Source organism: Salinispora tropica CNB-440, assembly GCF_000016425.1.
GTDB lineage: Bacteria > Actinomycetota > Actinomycetes > Mycobacteriales > Micromonosporaceae > Micromonospora > Micromonospora tropica.
The window spans coordinates 2,303,954-2,317,984 of record NC_009380.1 but is presented as its reverse complement, the minus strand read 5'-3'; the positions used below and the strand labels follow the sequence as shown (position 1 = coordinate 2,317,984).

The window sequence follows — 14,031 nt, the reverse complement described above, 5'->3', positions numbered from 1 at the left end:
CATCCACTGGACATCCTCGAACGATTGAGTCCTGCTGAGCCCAACGACCACCATGGATAGCCATGAAGAGACCGCAGACTCTACTGCTTGCCGTCGTTCTGACCGCGACGGGGCTGCTCGCCCCCGCCGCCCCTGCTGCGGCTGCCCCAGTGCCGCTGAAGGTACTGACCCACAACGTCATGTTTCTACCCCAGTCCCTCTTCCCCAACTGGGGCCAGGTCACCCGGGCCAACCTGATCAGTGAGGCCGACTACATCGCCGGCCAGGACATCGTCGTACTGCAGGAGCTGTTCGACAACGAGGCATCCGACCGGCTCAAAGACCAGCTCGCTGCGCAGTATCCCTACCAAACCCCAGTCCTCGGCCGGTCGAAGTCCGGCTGGGACGCCACCCTGGGCTCATACTCCCACGCAACCCCGGAGGACGGCGGAGTCACCATCCTGAGCAGGTGGCCGATCCTGGAGAAGGTCCAGTACGTCTACGCGGACGGCTGCGGGGCAGACTGGTTCTCCAACAAGGGCTTTGTCTACGCACAGCTTGACATCAACAACACGCCCGTACATGTGGTGGGCACTCATGCTCAAGCAGCCGACACCGGCTGCGCCGACGGCACCGGGGCCCGGGTACGGGCAGCTCAGTTCGACGAGCTCGACGCCTTCCTGGACGCTCGTCAGATCCCGACGGACGAACAGGTCATCGTCGCTGGCGACCTCAACGTTGACCGCTACTCCACCGAGTACGACAGCATGCTGACTCGACTCGATGTCAGCGACGCCACATTCACCGGCCATCCGTACTCGTGGGACGCGCAGCGCAACGACATGGCCGACTACAACGACGACCAGGACAGTCGCCAGCAGCTCGACTACGTACTGCAGCGCAACGGCCACGCGCGCCACGGCTCAGGCGACAACGAGACGCTAGCTGTCGAGGCACCGCAGTGGTGCGTGACAAGCTGGTTCGTCCGCTACTGCTACACCGACTACGCCGACCACTACCCAGTAGCGGCGAACATCTGACGCACACATTGGGAAAGCACACGTGTGTTCCAGCGCTGCGGCTGGACTGGGCGGCAGGGGACGGTCAGTCCGGGTCGAGGTGCTCCCTGTTAGCTTTGATCATCGCGCACCGAAGAGAAGAGTCCATTCCCGGCAGCGCGGCTTCGTGTCGTATTGCGGCTGTCAGATCACGTCCAATCTCCGCGTTGGATAGCTCCCGGTACCCAAGCCTCCGGTAGTAGGGGCCGTTCCAGGGCACATCGCGAAAGGTTGTCAGGGTGGTCGCCGGACGACCGTTGCGCCTCCCCCACCGCTCGACGTGCGAGATGAGCCGCCGACCAACTCCTCGTCGAGCGTGTGTGGGAGCTACCGACACCTGCTCGATGTGGGCATTGCCGTCCAGCACGGCCGCCATGACGTAACCGACAGTCCGATCACCTTCCTCGGCAACCCAGATCAACCCCTGCCGCTGACTTCGTCTCAGGGCCTGCTGATCCACGTCATGATCAGCTATCTCTGACATGCCAACCGAATGAAAGAGCTGGCCAGCCTGGACCTCAAGCCAAGCCAGGTCACCAAGCTCCAACTGTCTTGCCGATCGAATCAGCAGGGAGTCCTCCTCACTCTCACAGCGGCAGGGCCGCCTGTCATCCCCCATACGACTCTCCCACCCTGCGAAGGTCAGAGCGCCGCGACCGCTGCGTCGTTGCCCGGCATTCGGGTCACACTGGGCAGCTGCACGGACCCTGCCGCGCGGCTGCTTGTCTCGCTGGTCGGGCACATCGCAGTCATGTGGAACGACTGCCAGGCGACATCGATCGGATGCGCATCAGGCAGGCCGGTCCGGTAGTGACTGATGTTGATCCCGGACGACACCTGACGTGCACCATCCCGGCTGTGCATCGAAAACATCAGATGACCGAACACCACACCGTCATGGCCCCAGAACTCACCGCAAGGGGTGGGCAGGGAAAGGATGCCGAGACCATAGCTACCAGCTTCGGGGAGATCTGGCAGCATCGGCACCCCGGTGAGCATCTCACTGAGGGCGGACGGGCTGAGCAGATCACCGCCGAGCAACGCCCGGAAGAACGTGTTCAGATCCGCCGTGGTACCGATCATCTCGCCTGCCGTCCACCCCCAGCTCATGTTGAACTCGCTGAGGTCACGAACCCCTAACGGGGCGAAGTAGGCACCGCTGTGTGGGCCATGAATAGTCGGATCAGTACCAGGGAACGATGTCCCCCGGAGCTTCAGTGGCCGCAGAATGCGCTGCTGTACCTCTGCCGCCGCCGGGTTTCCAGTGATCGACTCGATCAGTAAGCCCGCCAGGATGTAGTTCGTGTTCGAGTAGCTGAACTCAGCCCCGGGTGCGTTGGTCGGCGGCATGGCCAGGCCCATCGCAACCAGCTCCACCGGAGCGTACGTCGTGACCTGCATCTGGTTGATCGCAGCATACGAGTCGAGCATCGCGTTGGTGTAGTTGCCGATGCCGCTGGTGTGGTTCAACAGCATCCTGACGGTGACTTCGGCGCCACGTTCACCCGACACGATCTCCGGCAGCAGCTCCCCGATCGGATCGTCGAGGCCCAGCCGGCCCTCGTCAACGAGCTGCAGCACAGTGGTGGCGACGAACGTCTTGGTAATGCTGCCGATGCGGTGCCGCAGCTGCGGCTGCATCGGTCGAGGGCTGGTCAGGTGCGCCTGGCCGGCGCTGCCGCGCCAGTCGTGCCGGCCATCGCGCACGGCCGCCAACGCACCGGGAACACCGGCCTCGGGCACCGCGGCGAGTGCGGTGCGCAACGCACCCCGATCCAGCCCGCCGGAGGAGCCTCCACCAGCACTCTGAGTGGGTAGCGCGGCAGCAGATGTGGGCACCACAAAGGCCGTGGCGGTCAGCGCCGCACTGGCGATCATGATCTTCAACGCCCGAGGAATGCTAGACATATCGCGATCCTAGGTGGCGCCTGCAACCAGGATTTCGCTTCCACTCCGATGGTGGACATCGAAGCGACGCAGTTCGGAATCCCCGTCACCGGGTGTCCGTTCGACTCTCGTGTGGCTCAGTATCTATGCTCGCCCACGTCGCACCTCCCGGAAGACCACAATGAGGGAAGCCGATGCGGTACGGGCCGAGTCTGTACGTTGTGTGATAGCCGAACGTGAAATCTTCGCCGACGTTACGTTTGACGTGCCCGTCACGGAGCTCCTTGGCCGGGACGCCCAGACGTGGCTGTTGGCCGGCACCCGGGTCGGGTGCCGGCCAACAGTTTCTTTCCCTCTTGGAGGGTTAGGTCTATGTGGTGGGGGGTCAGCTGGTCCAGTGTTCGGCCACGAGGTCGGCGGCCTGGGTCTCCCACTGGGCGTAGTGGAACGGGTACGCCGACACCTGCACCGTCTGGGCGGCCTCGGTCAACGGCATCTCCTGCCAACCCTCAACCTGCTTCAACCCGTCCAGGAACGCGGTCGTGGAGTAGGCGGGGTCGGTGATCTGCTCGACCGTGCCCCAGCCGGAGGAGGGGCGCTGCTGGAACAGGCCCTGCGAGTCGTGGTCGTTGCGGTCACCCAGGTGACCCAGGTTCTCCAGCTTCGACTCCTGCAAGCTGGTCGCGATCGCCACGACGGCGGCCCGCTCGTCCATGCCGGCGGCCTTCGTGGCCTCGATGATGGCCTTCACGTTCCCGGTCTGCTCATCACCGAGAGTGATGCGTGACTGCTTGCCCTGGGTGCCGTGCGGGATCAGGGTGTCCAGGTCCGGCTTCGCGACCTGCACCGCCGCGGCCGAAGCCGAGGCCGGGGTGCTGTCGGTGTAGGTGGTCAGGGGGCCGGCGACGACACCGGTGGACAGGGCCAGACCAGCGATACCCAGGACGCTACGACGCAGAATCGTGTTCATCAGGTGTGCTCCATTCGGGGGTCGACACCCACACACATCCCGAAAAGGGGGTCGGGAGCGGGGTGCAAGCACCGTCCGGCGCTCAACAGAACAGGGAAAAGTCGGCGACCGCGGGTCTCACGGGGACGCGCACGGCGCCGGGTCCAGATGTAACGACCGGCCGGCCCCCATCATTCCCGGGGCACACGCACGGGCGACACCCGCCGGAGCGGGGCGCTTCCTCGGCCGTACGCAGGGTGTAACGCCCCGACGGCCGCCGAGATTCCACCACCACCGCACCCCCAACCACACCTCCACTGCACCCAAACCGGCACAGACAGACCATTCGTGACGCCGACGCACACACGAGATGACCGGCGGCTACCTGTCATCCCACCCGGTGTCGGTGAATACCGGTAACCAGCGCCGCACCCCGTAGAGCATCCTAGGAAAATGGTATGCCCGCGACCTTTACCAACCAGCTGGCCGTCGCGGTCTATCCGGATGCGCCGGCCCACGCCGAGACGTTCTTGCTGGCCTACTCCGGCGGCGTGGTGACCCACCTGTGCCGGCGGGGTCCGAAAGTCGGTTGTCGGCGACGGTGTTCTACGGGACGCTTGGCGGCATGTCGTTGTGAGGGCAGCACCTTCGTCGCCGCCACGCCATCGCGATCGGCGGCCGTCCACCCAAACCTTGGCGAGAAGTGAGCGTCCTTGTCCGTTCCACCGTTCCGGCAGGAGCCCCGGCCGGCACCCGCCCCTGCCACCGTTACCGTTTTCACGTCCCCGACCAGCTGGGTCGAGTCCGACGCCGTTGACCAGTGCCGCCAGGTGGCCGCCCTCGACGGCATGGTTCATGTCGCCGGCATGCCGGACCTGCATCCCGGCAAAGGCGCCCCGATCGGCGCCGCGATGACCTCAACCCTGCTCTACCCCCACCTCGTCGGCTCGGACATCGGCTGCGGCATCGCCGTCTTCCCGATCGTGCTGAAACGGGTCGTGCCGGAGCGGCTCGCCGCCCGCTTCCCTGACCTGGACCGCCCGCTCGACCCGGACCGAGACGCCGACGACCCGGCCTGGTCCGTGTTGGACGGTGAGGTCCCCGCAGGTCACCTCGACGGTCTCGGTACCGTCGGGCGCGGCAACCACTTCGTCGAGCTGGCCCGCGTCGGCGATGTCCTCGACCCAGGCCACGCCGCGCGGCTCCAGCTCACCACCGGCGACATGGTCCTCGTCGTACACAGTGGGTCGCGCGGCCTGGGCGAGCGGATTCTGCGTGAGCACACCGAGCTGCGGGGCGCCGGGCCCGCCGGGGACCCGGCCGCGTACCTGGCGCGGCATGACGACGCGGTGCGCTGGGGTTCACTCAACCGGCGGCTGTTGGCCGCCCGGGCCGCGATCGCGCTGGGTGCCGAGCCGACGGCGCCGATCGTGGACCAGTGCCACAACCTGGTCGAGGTACGCGACGGGCACTACCTGCATCGTAAGGGCGCGGCGCCGGGCGACGGCCGAGACGTGCTCGTCGCCGGCACCCGCGGCACCCCGTCGTACCTGGTGGCCGCGCACGCGGACGCGCAGGCCAACCATTCGGTGGCGCACGGAGCGGGCCGCAAGATGTCCCGGGCAGACGCACTACGCCGGAGCCGGGCCAAGCACACCGTCAAGGAACTGCGCCGTACTCCGCTCGGTTCGCTGGTGGTCTGTGGCGACCGGCAACTGCTGTTCGAGGAGGCGCCGACCGCGTACAAACGGATCGAGCAGGTGATCGGCGACCTGGTAGACCACGGGCTCGCCACCCCGGTGGCGACCACCGTCCCACTGGTCACCTACAAGACCCCGGACGTGGGGGTCGCTTCCCGCGGTGACCGACGACCCGGGCACCGACGGCGGGGGCAGAGGTGAACCTGCACCTGCTGCTGTCAGCCGGCCGGGGTCCCCAGGAGTGTGCCTGGGCGCTGGCCCGGCTGCTGAGCCGGCTGGAGGCCGACGCCGTCCGCAACGACGTGGACGTGGTACGGCTGGACAGCGTCGTCGGCGACCGACCCGGCACCTATCGGTCGGTGTTGGTCCGACTGACCGGTACGGGTGTGGAGGCGTTCGCCGCCAGGTGGACCGGGACGTTGTGCTGGCAGGCCCCCAGCCCCTACCGCACCGGCCACGGCAGAAAGAACTGGTACGTCGCAGCCCGGCAGTGCGAGGTCGACGTCCCGGTCACCCCGTTCACCGAGGCGGACGTGGAGGTGCTTGCCGTACGTACGGGTGGGCCGGGCGGCCAGCACCGCAACAAGGCCAGCACCGCCGTACGGGCAACCCACCGCCCGACCGGCACCGTCGTCGTGGTCGACACCGAGCGACAGCTCAGCCTCAACCGCAGCATTGCCCTACGGCTGTTACGCCAACGGATCACGGCCGGTGACGAGGCGGCCCGGCGGGCGCTGGTGGCCATCCGAAGACGCGCCCACGACGAGGTGGTCCGGGGCGGTCCGACGCGGACCGAACGTCCCTGACCAGCCTCCTCAGCCATGGCGGCTCAACCCGTTTGCCAGCCCCGCCGGGCCAGCTGGTCTCACTGGTATGAAAGCGGCCGGCGCGAGGCCCATGAGTAGTGGGCTCGCGCCGGCCGGTTCAGCCCCTTACCACAGATTCCCGTACCTTGTGGGCGTCTGTGGTTGACGACCCGGGGGAAAGGGCATCAGGGAAGGACTTCGAAGGTCCAGGTATTGGCACCGGAGCTGATGGTGGTGCCGTTGGCAGCGAGCACGCCGGTGACCTCGAAGGTGACGTCGTAGGTTCCGGCGGCGTCGAAGCCCCAGTTGACGTGGGCGTGGGTGTTGTAGTTGACATTCAGGCTGTCGGGGAGCCCGTCACCGCTGTCGAAGAGCACCGTTGGGGTGCCGCCGGAAACAGTGTAGGCACTGAAGCCGGCCGGCCCGGTGACGTTCGTGAGCTTGAAGGTGACCCGGTTGTTCTGGAACACGCCACTGGGCACCTCTTCCGTGTTCCAGCCTGCCCACAGCAGCTCGGAGCTGCTGGACTGCGGTAGCACCCACGCTTGATTGTCGGTGCCGAGGAACGACCACTCACTCCGGCTGGGCACGGTGACCTTGGCGGCGTTGGGGACGCGCAGGATGACATCGGCGGGGTTGCGCTCCACCGAGTCGTCGAGCAGGTTGACGGTCAGTGCGCCGCCGGCGTAGTCGACGTCGATGACGTCGACGTGGCCGCTGGACAACACGATCGGCGTTGCGGCAGCGGGAGTGGCGGTGCCGGCGAGCAGCGCGGCGGTGAGGGCGAGGCCGGTGAGAATTCGGCTACGGACGTGCATGGTGCTCACCCCCTGACCACGACACGCAGGGTAACCGTCTCGCTGCTGACCTGCTGCCCGGTGTCGGCGAGGGTGCCGGTGGCGTGGAACGTGATGCAGTAGGTGCCGGCGCGGTCGAAGGCCCAGTTGGCGTGCTGGTGGTCGCCGGCGGTCAGGGCGATGGTGTCGGGCAGACCGTCACCACTGTCGACGATAACGTTGGGCTGCCCGACCGCGTTTTCGGTGTAGAGGGCAAGTTCCCCGGGACCGTGGACCGACTGCATCGTGAGGGTGAGCTCGTCGTCGGTGAAGACGCCGGCCTCGACCTCTTCGGTGGCGACGCCAGGCCACACGAGGTCGGTGTTCTGGATCTCGGGCAGGATCCACACCGTCGACACACCGGGGGTGCCGAGGAATCCGAAGGCGGGGTCGTTCGGGACCGTCACCTCAGCCTGCCGCTTGACGATGACCCTGACGTCGTCGGTGGCGTACTCGACGTCGTTGTCCTCGTCGTGGACACCGAGCTCCAGCTCGCCGTCCTCGTAGGCGATGTCGACCAGATCGATGTGTCCGGAGCTGAACGTCACCGGTGAGGCCTGCGCTGGTGGCGCTGCCACGAGCATTGCCGCGGTCACCGCCCCGGAGGTGAGCAGCAGGCGGATGGGCTTACGCACGAAGGAACTCCTTCCCCGCAGTCCCCGTTGGACCACGGATATTGGAAATGATAGTCGTTTTCTTTTATGGAAGGAAGGGACTGTCGGGTGAAGTCAGTCACTGCAATGCGTCCTCAGCGGAGTGTCGTGCGGTGATCGGACAGCAACCGCCGAACCCGGTCGATCGGATGCCCACAGTGGCCAACATCGCGAGTCGGTGAGGAGAACATCCCAGGGGAACTGATGACTGCTCGCCCCTCCCCACCTGTCCGGGTGGTCTACCGCGAAGCCGGTGATGGCTCCTGGCGAGAACTGGGGTTGGACAGCGACGAAGGGCGGGCACTACCAGCGAGATCCTTCCCACTCACCCGCCGCCATCGCTTGGTCAAGAGGCCGTGTCGAGGGGCAAGCAACCAGGCAGCGAGGAAGACGGCCGTGGCAATCAGAACGATCGTGCCACCAACCGGCGTGTCGTAGCTCCAGGACAGATACAGGCCAACGACCGCTGCCGAGCCGCCGATCACCGGGGCGAGCAGCATCATCACGCCGAGTCGGTCGGTGAGTAGACGAGCCGCCGCCGCAGGGGTGATCAACAAAGCGAGGACGAGGATGGTTCCGATCGTCTGCAGAGAGATCACCACGGCGAGGGTGACCAAAACGTAGAGCACGATGTCGAGCCAGAAGACCGAAAGCCCCATCGAGCGCGACATCTCGCGGTCGAGGCAGACTGCGACGAATTCCTTGTGCAGAGCGAGTACCAGGCCGAGAATGACCAGGCCGGCACCACCGACGACGTAGAGGTCCCGGTCGGCAATGCCGGTGATCGAGCCAAACAGGAACTGTTGCAGGGATCCGGCGTACCCCGGAGCCTGTGAGATGATCACAATGCCGAGGGCGAACGCGCCAACCAGGAAGACACCGATGATCGAGTCTTCCTTGACGCGTCGATTCTGCGAAAAGATCGCGATCAGCAGTGCGGTGGCGACCCCGGCGACCGCTCCGCCCAGGACCAGACTGCCCTGCAGGACGAAGGCGACCGCGATTCCCGGGAAGACCGCGTGGGCCACGGCGTCGCCGATGAAGGCCATGCCCCGCAGGACCACATAGCAGCCCACGACACCGCAGACAATGCTTGACATGACCGCGATCGCCAAGGCCTTCGGCAGGAACGCAAGGTTGGGGTTGAACAGGTCGGTGAGGAAATCAGTGATCGACATCAGATCGCCTTCACGAGCTTCAGTAGCGGGGAGGTGTCACTCACGCCGAAAGTCGTCGTCCACAGCGCGGCGTCTTGCAGGTCCGCCGGGTGTCCGTCGGCGATGATCCGACCGTTGAGCAGGACCAGGCGGCTACAGGTGTCCACCGCGGCTACGAGGTCATGGGTGGTCATCAGTACCGCGTGCTCCTCACCGGCCAGACTCGTGAACAAGTCACCCAGTAGTTCCTGGGTGGGCATGTCCAGCCCGGTAAACGGCTCATCGAGCAGGAGGACCCGCGGCGCGAGCGCGAGAGCGCGAGCGACCAGGACGCGTTGGCGTTGCCCACCAGACAACTCGCCGACCGGTCGGCGACGCAGCTCAGTGAGCTGTACCCGGTCCAGAGCGTCACCGACGGCCCGCCAGTCGGCGACGCCAGGGCGGCGGAACAGCCCCATGCGGCCGGTCCGGCCACTCATCACGGCCTGCTCGACAGAGATGGGAAAGTCCCAGGTGAACTCGTGGCGCTGGGGGACGTAGCCGATCTCGCAGCGGCCGGGACGCGACGGCTTGCCCCCCACCAGCACCCGGCCGGCGCGGACAGCGGTCAGCGCCAAGATCGCGCGGAGCAGGGTGGTCTTACCGGCACCGTTCGGACCGAGGAGGCCGACCAGCTCACCCCGGTCCAGGCGCAGGTGGATGTCCCGCAGGACCGGTCGACCACCAAGGTCCACGTCCAGCTGATCAACCTCGAGCTCGCTCAACGGTCACCTCCGGACAGCGAGGTCCCGCCTTCTCGCTCAGCCTGCCGCTTGGCCCTGCGTCCCCGCAGCAGCAGAAGCACCAGGCCGGTGGCGAGCAGGACCGTTAGCGCCACCATCACGGCGAGGAGCAGAGTCGTGGACTCGCCGGCCGGCTTGCCATCCTCGGCACGGTCGCTGGCCGGCGACGCCTGTTCCGCCGACCCGGGGACGTCCGCGGTGGCGGCATACGCCTCGTCGACGCTGGTGCCGTCGCCCACGGCGAAGCGCAACATGCGGGTTGCTGACACTGTCTCACCGCCAATCAGGTTGGCGGATACCTGCACCGCGATCAGGTAGACGCCTGGTGCGGTGAAAACCCAGTTGGCGTGGGTATGGGTGTTGACCTCGGCCCAGAAAGGCTGTGCCTTCGGCTCGACGGAGCGCCACAGCGGTTCTGGGGCCGCGAAGTTCCCCGACTGCAGGTACGTCGTGAGGGTTCCCGGGCCATCCACGCCCAGCAAGGAGAGGGTGACCCCACGGTCGATGCTCTGCATCACCCGGGGGTCCTGGGTGTTCCAGCCGAGCCAGACGACGTCGGGGTTCTGGACCTGCGGCACCACGTACACCTGCTTGCCGGCGTCAACGCCGAGGAACGCGTACGCCGGATCGTCCGGAACGGTCTGAAGCGCGGCGTCGGACACCCGCAACACCGTCTCGTCGGGGTCACGCCACACCGGCTGCGCCTGTGTGCCGTCGTGGATCAGTAGCGTCCACCGGTCATTGACGTAGCGAGGGCCGAGGTCGATGTGTCCGGCACCGAGTTCTGCCCGACCGGTGGCGAGCGGCTGGTCGGCGGCGATCGACTGGCTGAGCCCCGGGGTGGGCTCCTTCGCCGCAGCGGCAGCCGGCGCCGTCGTCAGCGCGACCAGCACCGCGAGCGCGCAGCGTGGAAGTAGTCCGCGTACGCGGGTGCGGCGTCGTGCCCATCCAGATGTCACTGAGGCCTCCCCTGTTTGGTAGTAGTCAGGCAGTCACGCAGCGAGTCGGCGTTGAACCGCATCATCTGCACGTAGTTGGTGATGTCACGGTCGAAGGTGTCGCCGTAGATCGCACACACCCGAAGCCCCTCCTCGCGGGCGACCTCGTTGAGGGTGGTAGACCGGGCTGCCAGGTTCGGCTCCAGGAACACCGCGGGGATCTTCAGGTTGCGGATCGTCTCGGTAAGACGGCGACGGTCGGCCAGGCTCGGTTCGACGGCCGGGTTCGGGGCGACGAACCCGGAGATGTTCACCCCGTACGCCTGACCCAGATAGCTGAACGCGTCATGAGTGGTGATCAGGTGCCGTTGCGACGGCGGTATGTCGGCGATGGTGTTCCGCATGTAGGTGTCGAGCTGCTCCAACCTGTGGATGTAGGCCGAGGCGTTCGACCGGTAGGCCGCCGCACCTCGGGGATCAACCTCGATGAGGGTGTCGCGGATGAGTTCGGTGTAGGAGATCGCGTTGCGCACGTTCTGCCACAGGTGCGGGTCAATCTCCCCATGCACGTGCTTGCCAAGGACCGCCTGCGGAAGCTGATACACCCGACTACCGGGCCGACCAAGGAACCGGAGCCTGCGATCACCGGGCACCTCCAGCAGTGCCTTACTCGGCACCTCGATAACCGTGCGGGCCGGGTCATAGACCTGTTGTTTCGCCTCACCGCTGCCCTCCGGGTCGGCGAACAGGTAGAGCCGTTGCTGGTCAAGGTCGACGGTGAGATCAGCATGGCCGGCACTCAGGACCGTGGCCGCGGGCATACCCGGCACCGAGTGCGGATCCACCCCGACGGCGAACGTGAACACCTGCTCGCCCATGGGAACCGATGGTGCCTGCGGGTCGACGGACAGCTGTGCCCGCATGCTCAGCCGATAGATACCGGGCTTGGTAAAGGCCCAGCTCATGTGCGTGTGCGCGTCGGGTGGGAGCATGGCGGTATCGGCACGGAAGCCATTGGCCGGATCGAACCCGTCGGTGGAGTCAATGTAGACCGACGGGTTGCCAAAGGACCCGGTGAGGTAGGCGACCACATCACCAGGACCGTCGGCCGAGGTTGCGCTGAGCAACACGTCCGAGGCGCGATTCGCGCCGTGCACCGCACCGGTCCCGCGTACCCGCATGCCCAACCAAATGGTGTCCAGCGACACGTCCTCGACCAGCGGGATGATCTCCGCGGCGTACTTCACCGCTCCCTCTGCCAACGAGATGTTCGGCACGCCCTCGCGCAGGTTGGCATCCAGCGCCTTGATGATGGCCTGCTCTTCGAGCAGCAGATAGTTACTGAAGGCGACGTCGGCATAGACCACGTCCCGGATGTCGCGCAGCGACGGCTCGTAGCTGTGTGGATCGGCACCGTCGCGCACCAACGAGCTGACCGCTACCTGGTCACCGCCGACGTTGCTCACCAGATCACGCAGGATCCCAGTGGTCGTGATGACCTGCAGGCGCTCGTCGTTCGCGCTTAACGCCACCTCGGACCGACAGCCCGCGACCAGCCCCACGATCAGCAGCGACAGGGCCGTGCTCCGCAGCAAGGACCGGGCCGCCGGAATCACGAGCTCTCCCAGGTGGGGCCAGCACGGCGACGGGCGAGCAGCACCAGCAACGCTCCAGCGACGACAAGGACGACGCCAACCGTGACGGCCAGCAGCACCCAACCCGCGCCGGTACGCGGCAGCGGGCCACCACTACCCTGGTCCTTTCCGTCGCCGTCGGAGCCACTGCCCGATCCCAAGCCGTCGGTCGGGTCAGTGCTGTCGCCGACGGCGATGGTCAGCGTCTTCGTGTCGGTGACCGCCTTGCCGGCGGTGGTGGTACCGCTCATCTGCACCGCGAGGCGATACAGGCCGGGCTTGCTGAACGCCCAGTTGCCGTGCGCGTGCGTGTTCAGCGGAACGGTCAGCTGCTGTGGGAACGACGCGGCGGAGTCGAACAGCACGTCGGCCTTGCCGAACGAGCCGGTCAGGAAGAGAGCGAACCGCCCGGGCCCGTCGACGCCCTTCAGCGTCCAGGTGACGTTGCCCTTGACGCCGGAGACGACAGACTCGTGCTGAGTGTTCCAGCCCGGCCAGACGATGCCGGGCTGCTGGGACTGGGGCAGTAGCCAGACTGGATCGCCCTGGTCACCGAGGAAGTCGGCACCGGCTGGCACAGTGATCTTCGCATTGTCCTTGATCCATAGAACCACGTCGGCGGTCTCTCGCCACACAGCCGGGCTGGAACGATCGTCCTTGATCCGAATTGTCCACTCGTCTCCGGACAGTTGCGGTCCCATGTCGACGTGTCCGTCGGCGATGACCTGTTGAGCACCCGTCGCCGTGGTCATGCCCGTTGCCGGGGCAGCCTTTGCCATCGGCGCGGCGAGCGGTTTCGGTGCCGCGATTGGCCTCGGTTCTGCCGCAGCCGACCGGCTGTCAGGCTGCGACTGCATCGGCAGCGCAGCCGGCGGCAGCGCAGCCGGCGGCAGTACCTGCCCAGCCGGAACGATCGCTGGTACGCGAACCCGATACGTCGCCTCAGCGCTGACCGCTTTACCGGAGCGCAGGTCCGCCGATGCGGTCAGCGTGAGCCGATAGTCACCGGCGGTGTCGAAGGCCCACACCACGCCGTCGGTACGCGTAGCCGCTGGCAGTCGCAGAGACCGCGGCAGATTCGTGCCGCTGCCGAACAGCGCGGTCGCCCGTTCGACGCCCGCCAGTCGGTAGGCGGTGAAGGTGCCCGGCCCCTCGACCGAGCGCAGGCTGAGCGTCACTGTGTCCTCGGTGACAGAGCCCACAGGTACGCCGGTGGTGTCCAGGGCGGGGAACCCGGTGTCACCGGCGGACAGCGACCACACCGGCTGACCTGCCGGTCCCAGAAAGGCGAGGGCCGACGTAGCCGGAACCCGGCCCGACAAGCCCCCGTTGGGGCCGAGCACCACCTCGGCCGGGTCATACCCCGGCGCGTCGCGGGCCACCTGACCGGCGTCTCGGATCCGCAGTGACATCGCGTCACCGTCGAGCGTCACCGAGACCAGGTCCGCATCGGTCGCGCTCATCGCGGCCGTTTCCGCAACGGCGGGCGCGGCTCCTACGGCCAGTGCCAGGATGGCCAGGGCAAGGCCGGTCGCGCCGGCACACCTGCTTCTCATCGTCATTGTTCGCTCCCCAGGCGACGTGATGGTGTTGTCTCGTACGGTCTCGGAACGGCACCGTTGGTGGCGGCACGCCGCGGCGTCGTCGCAGGA

The 14,031-nt window shown here is 66.7% G+C and carries 13 protein-coding genes; 3 read left to right on the top strand and 10 right to left on the bottom strand.

Annotated elements, in window-relative coordinates; translation table 11 throughout:
• Window positions 1-62: 62 nt before the first annotated feature.
• Entirely contained in the window at window positions 63-1,019 is a 957-nt protein-coding gene (gene sph / locus STROP_RS10305) for a sphingomyelin phosphodiesterase (protein WP_011905928.1), read from the top strand.
• Between the two features lie 64 nt (window positions 1,020-1,083).
• Here sph and STROP_RS23965 read toward each other — a convergent pair whose 3' ends face one another.
• The 3 genes from STROP_RS23965 to STROP_RS10290 all read right to left on the bottom strand — a co-directional run bounded on the left by STROP_RS23965 (window position 1,084) and on the right by STROP_RS10290 (window position 3,894).
• The gene (locus STROP_RS23965; protein ID WP_011905927.1) at window positions 1,084-1,656 is read right to left on the bottom strand and encodes a GNAT family N-acetyltransferase; all 573 of its coding nucleotides are present in this window, start codon (window positions 1,654-1,656) and stop codon (window positions 1,084-1,086) included.
• A gap of 23 nt (window positions 1,657-1,679) precedes the next feature.
• A complete protein-coding gene (locus STROP_RS10295) occupies window positions 1,680-2,801 on the bottom strand; it encodes a serine hydrolase domain-containing protein (RefSeq protein ID WP_026274876.1) in 1,122 nt (373 codons plus the stop codon).
• Window positions 2,802-3,309: 508 nt separating this feature from the next.
• A complete protein-coding gene (locus STROP_RS10290; RefSeq protein ID WP_011905925.1) occupies window positions 3,310-3,894 on the bottom strand; it encodes a hypothetical protein in 585 nt (194 codons plus the stop codon).
• A gap of 692 nt (window positions 3,895-4,586) precedes the next feature.
• Between STROP_RS10290 and STROP_RS10285 the strand changes: the two genes are divergently transcribed.
• Both STROP_RS10285 and prfH read left to right on the top strand, forming a co-directional pair.
• A complete protein-coding gene (locus tag STROP_RS10285) occupies window positions 4,587-5,774 on the top strand; it encodes an RNA ligase RtcB family protein (RefSeq protein ID WP_011905923.1) in 1,188 nt (395 codons plus the stop codon).
• Window positions 5,771-6,379: a peptide chain release factor H gene (prfH, locus tag STROP_RS10280; protein ID WP_011905922.1), complete on the top strand. Its 609-nt coding sequence runs from the start codon at window positions 5,771-5,773 to the stop codon at window positions 6,377-6,379. The genes STROP_RS10285 and prfH overlap by 4 nt, the downstream gene beginning before the upstream one ends.
• Before the next feature lie 185 nt (window positions 6,380-6,564).
• Here the strand turns inward: prfH and STROP_RS10275 are convergent, their stop codons facing one another.
• The 7 genes from STROP_RS10275 to STROP_RS10245 all read right to left on the bottom strand — a co-directional run bounded on the left by STROP_RS10275 (window position 6,565) and on the right by STROP_RS10245 (window position 13,941).
• Window positions 6,565-7,206, bottom strand: a complete 642-nt coding sequence (locus STROP_RS10275) for a choice-of-anchor M domain-containing protein (RefSeq protein ID WP_018831695.1) — start codon at window positions 7,204-7,206, stop codon at window positions 6,565-6,567.
• Window positions 7,203-7,850, bottom strand: a complete 648-nt coding sequence (locus tag STROP_RS10270; protein ID WP_011905920.1) for a choice-of-anchor M domain-containing protein — start codon at window positions 7,848-7,850, stop codon at window positions 7,203-7,205. The genes STROP_RS10275 and STROP_RS10270 overlap by 4 nt, the downstream gene beginning before the upstream one ends.
• Before the next feature lie 257 nt (window positions 7,851-8,107).
• Entirely contained in the window at window positions 8,108-9,046 is a 939-nt protein-coding gene (locus STROP_RS10265; RefSeq protein WP_011905919.1) for an anchored repeat-type ABC transporter permease subunit, read from the bottom strand.
• Window positions 9,046-9,789 carry an anchored repeat-type ABC transporter ATP-binding subunit gene (locus STROP_RS10260; protein WP_011905918.1) on the bottom strand — a complete coding sequence of 248 codons (744 nt, stop codon included), beginning with the start codon at window positions 9,787-9,789 and terminating at the stop codon, window positions 9,046-9,048. The genes STROP_RS10265 and STROP_RS10260 overlap by 1 nt, the downstream gene beginning before the upstream one ends.
• Complete coding sequence (locus tag STROP_RS10255; RefSeq protein ID WP_011905917.1) at window positions 9,786-10,766, bottom strand: choice-of-anchor M domain-containing protein; 981 nt, start codon at window positions 10,764-10,766, stop codon at window positions 9,786-9,788. The genes STROP_RS10260 and STROP_RS10255 overlap by 4 nt, the downstream gene beginning before the upstream one ends.
• Complete coding sequence (locus tag STROP_RS10250) at window positions 10,763-12,361, bottom strand: anchored repeat ABC transporter, substrate-binding protein (RefSeq protein ID WP_011905916.1); 1,599 nt, start codon at window positions 12,359-12,361, stop codon at window positions 10,763-10,765. Before STROP_RS10250 ends, STROP_RS10255 begins: the two co-directional genes overlap by 4 nt.
• The gene (locus STROP_RS10245) at window positions 12,358-13,941 is read right to left on the bottom strand and encodes a TIGR03773 family transporter-associated surface protein (RefSeq protein ID WP_011905915.1); all 1,584 of its coding nucleotides are present in this window, start codon (window positions 13,939-13,941) and stop codon (window positions 12,358-12,360) included. The genes STROP_RS10250 and STROP_RS10245 overlap by 4 nt, the downstream gene beginning before the upstream one ends.
• Between the last annotated feature and the right edge of the window lie 90 nt (window positions 13,942-14,031).

Coding starts and splice junctions, on each gene's coding strand:
- sph (WP_011905928.1), top strand. CDS start 63: ATGAAGAGACCGCAGACTCTACTGCTTGCCGTCGTTCTGACCGCGACG.
- STROP_RS23965 (WP_011905927.1), bottom strand. CDS start 1,656: ATGGGGGATGACAGGCGGCCCTGCCGCTGTGAGAGTGAGGAGGACTCC.
- STROP_RS10290 (WP_011905925.1), bottom strand. CDS start 3,894: ATGAACACGATTCTGCGTCGTAGCGTCCTGGGTATCGCTGGTCTGGCC.
- STROP_RS10265 (WP_011905919.1), bottom strand. CDS start 9,046: ATGTCGATCACTGATTTCCTCACCGACCTGTTCAACCCCAACCTTGCG.
- STROP_RS10245 (WP_011905915.1), bottom strand. CDS start 13,941: ATGACGATGAGAAGCAGGTGTGCCGGCGCGACCGGCCTTGCCCTGGCC.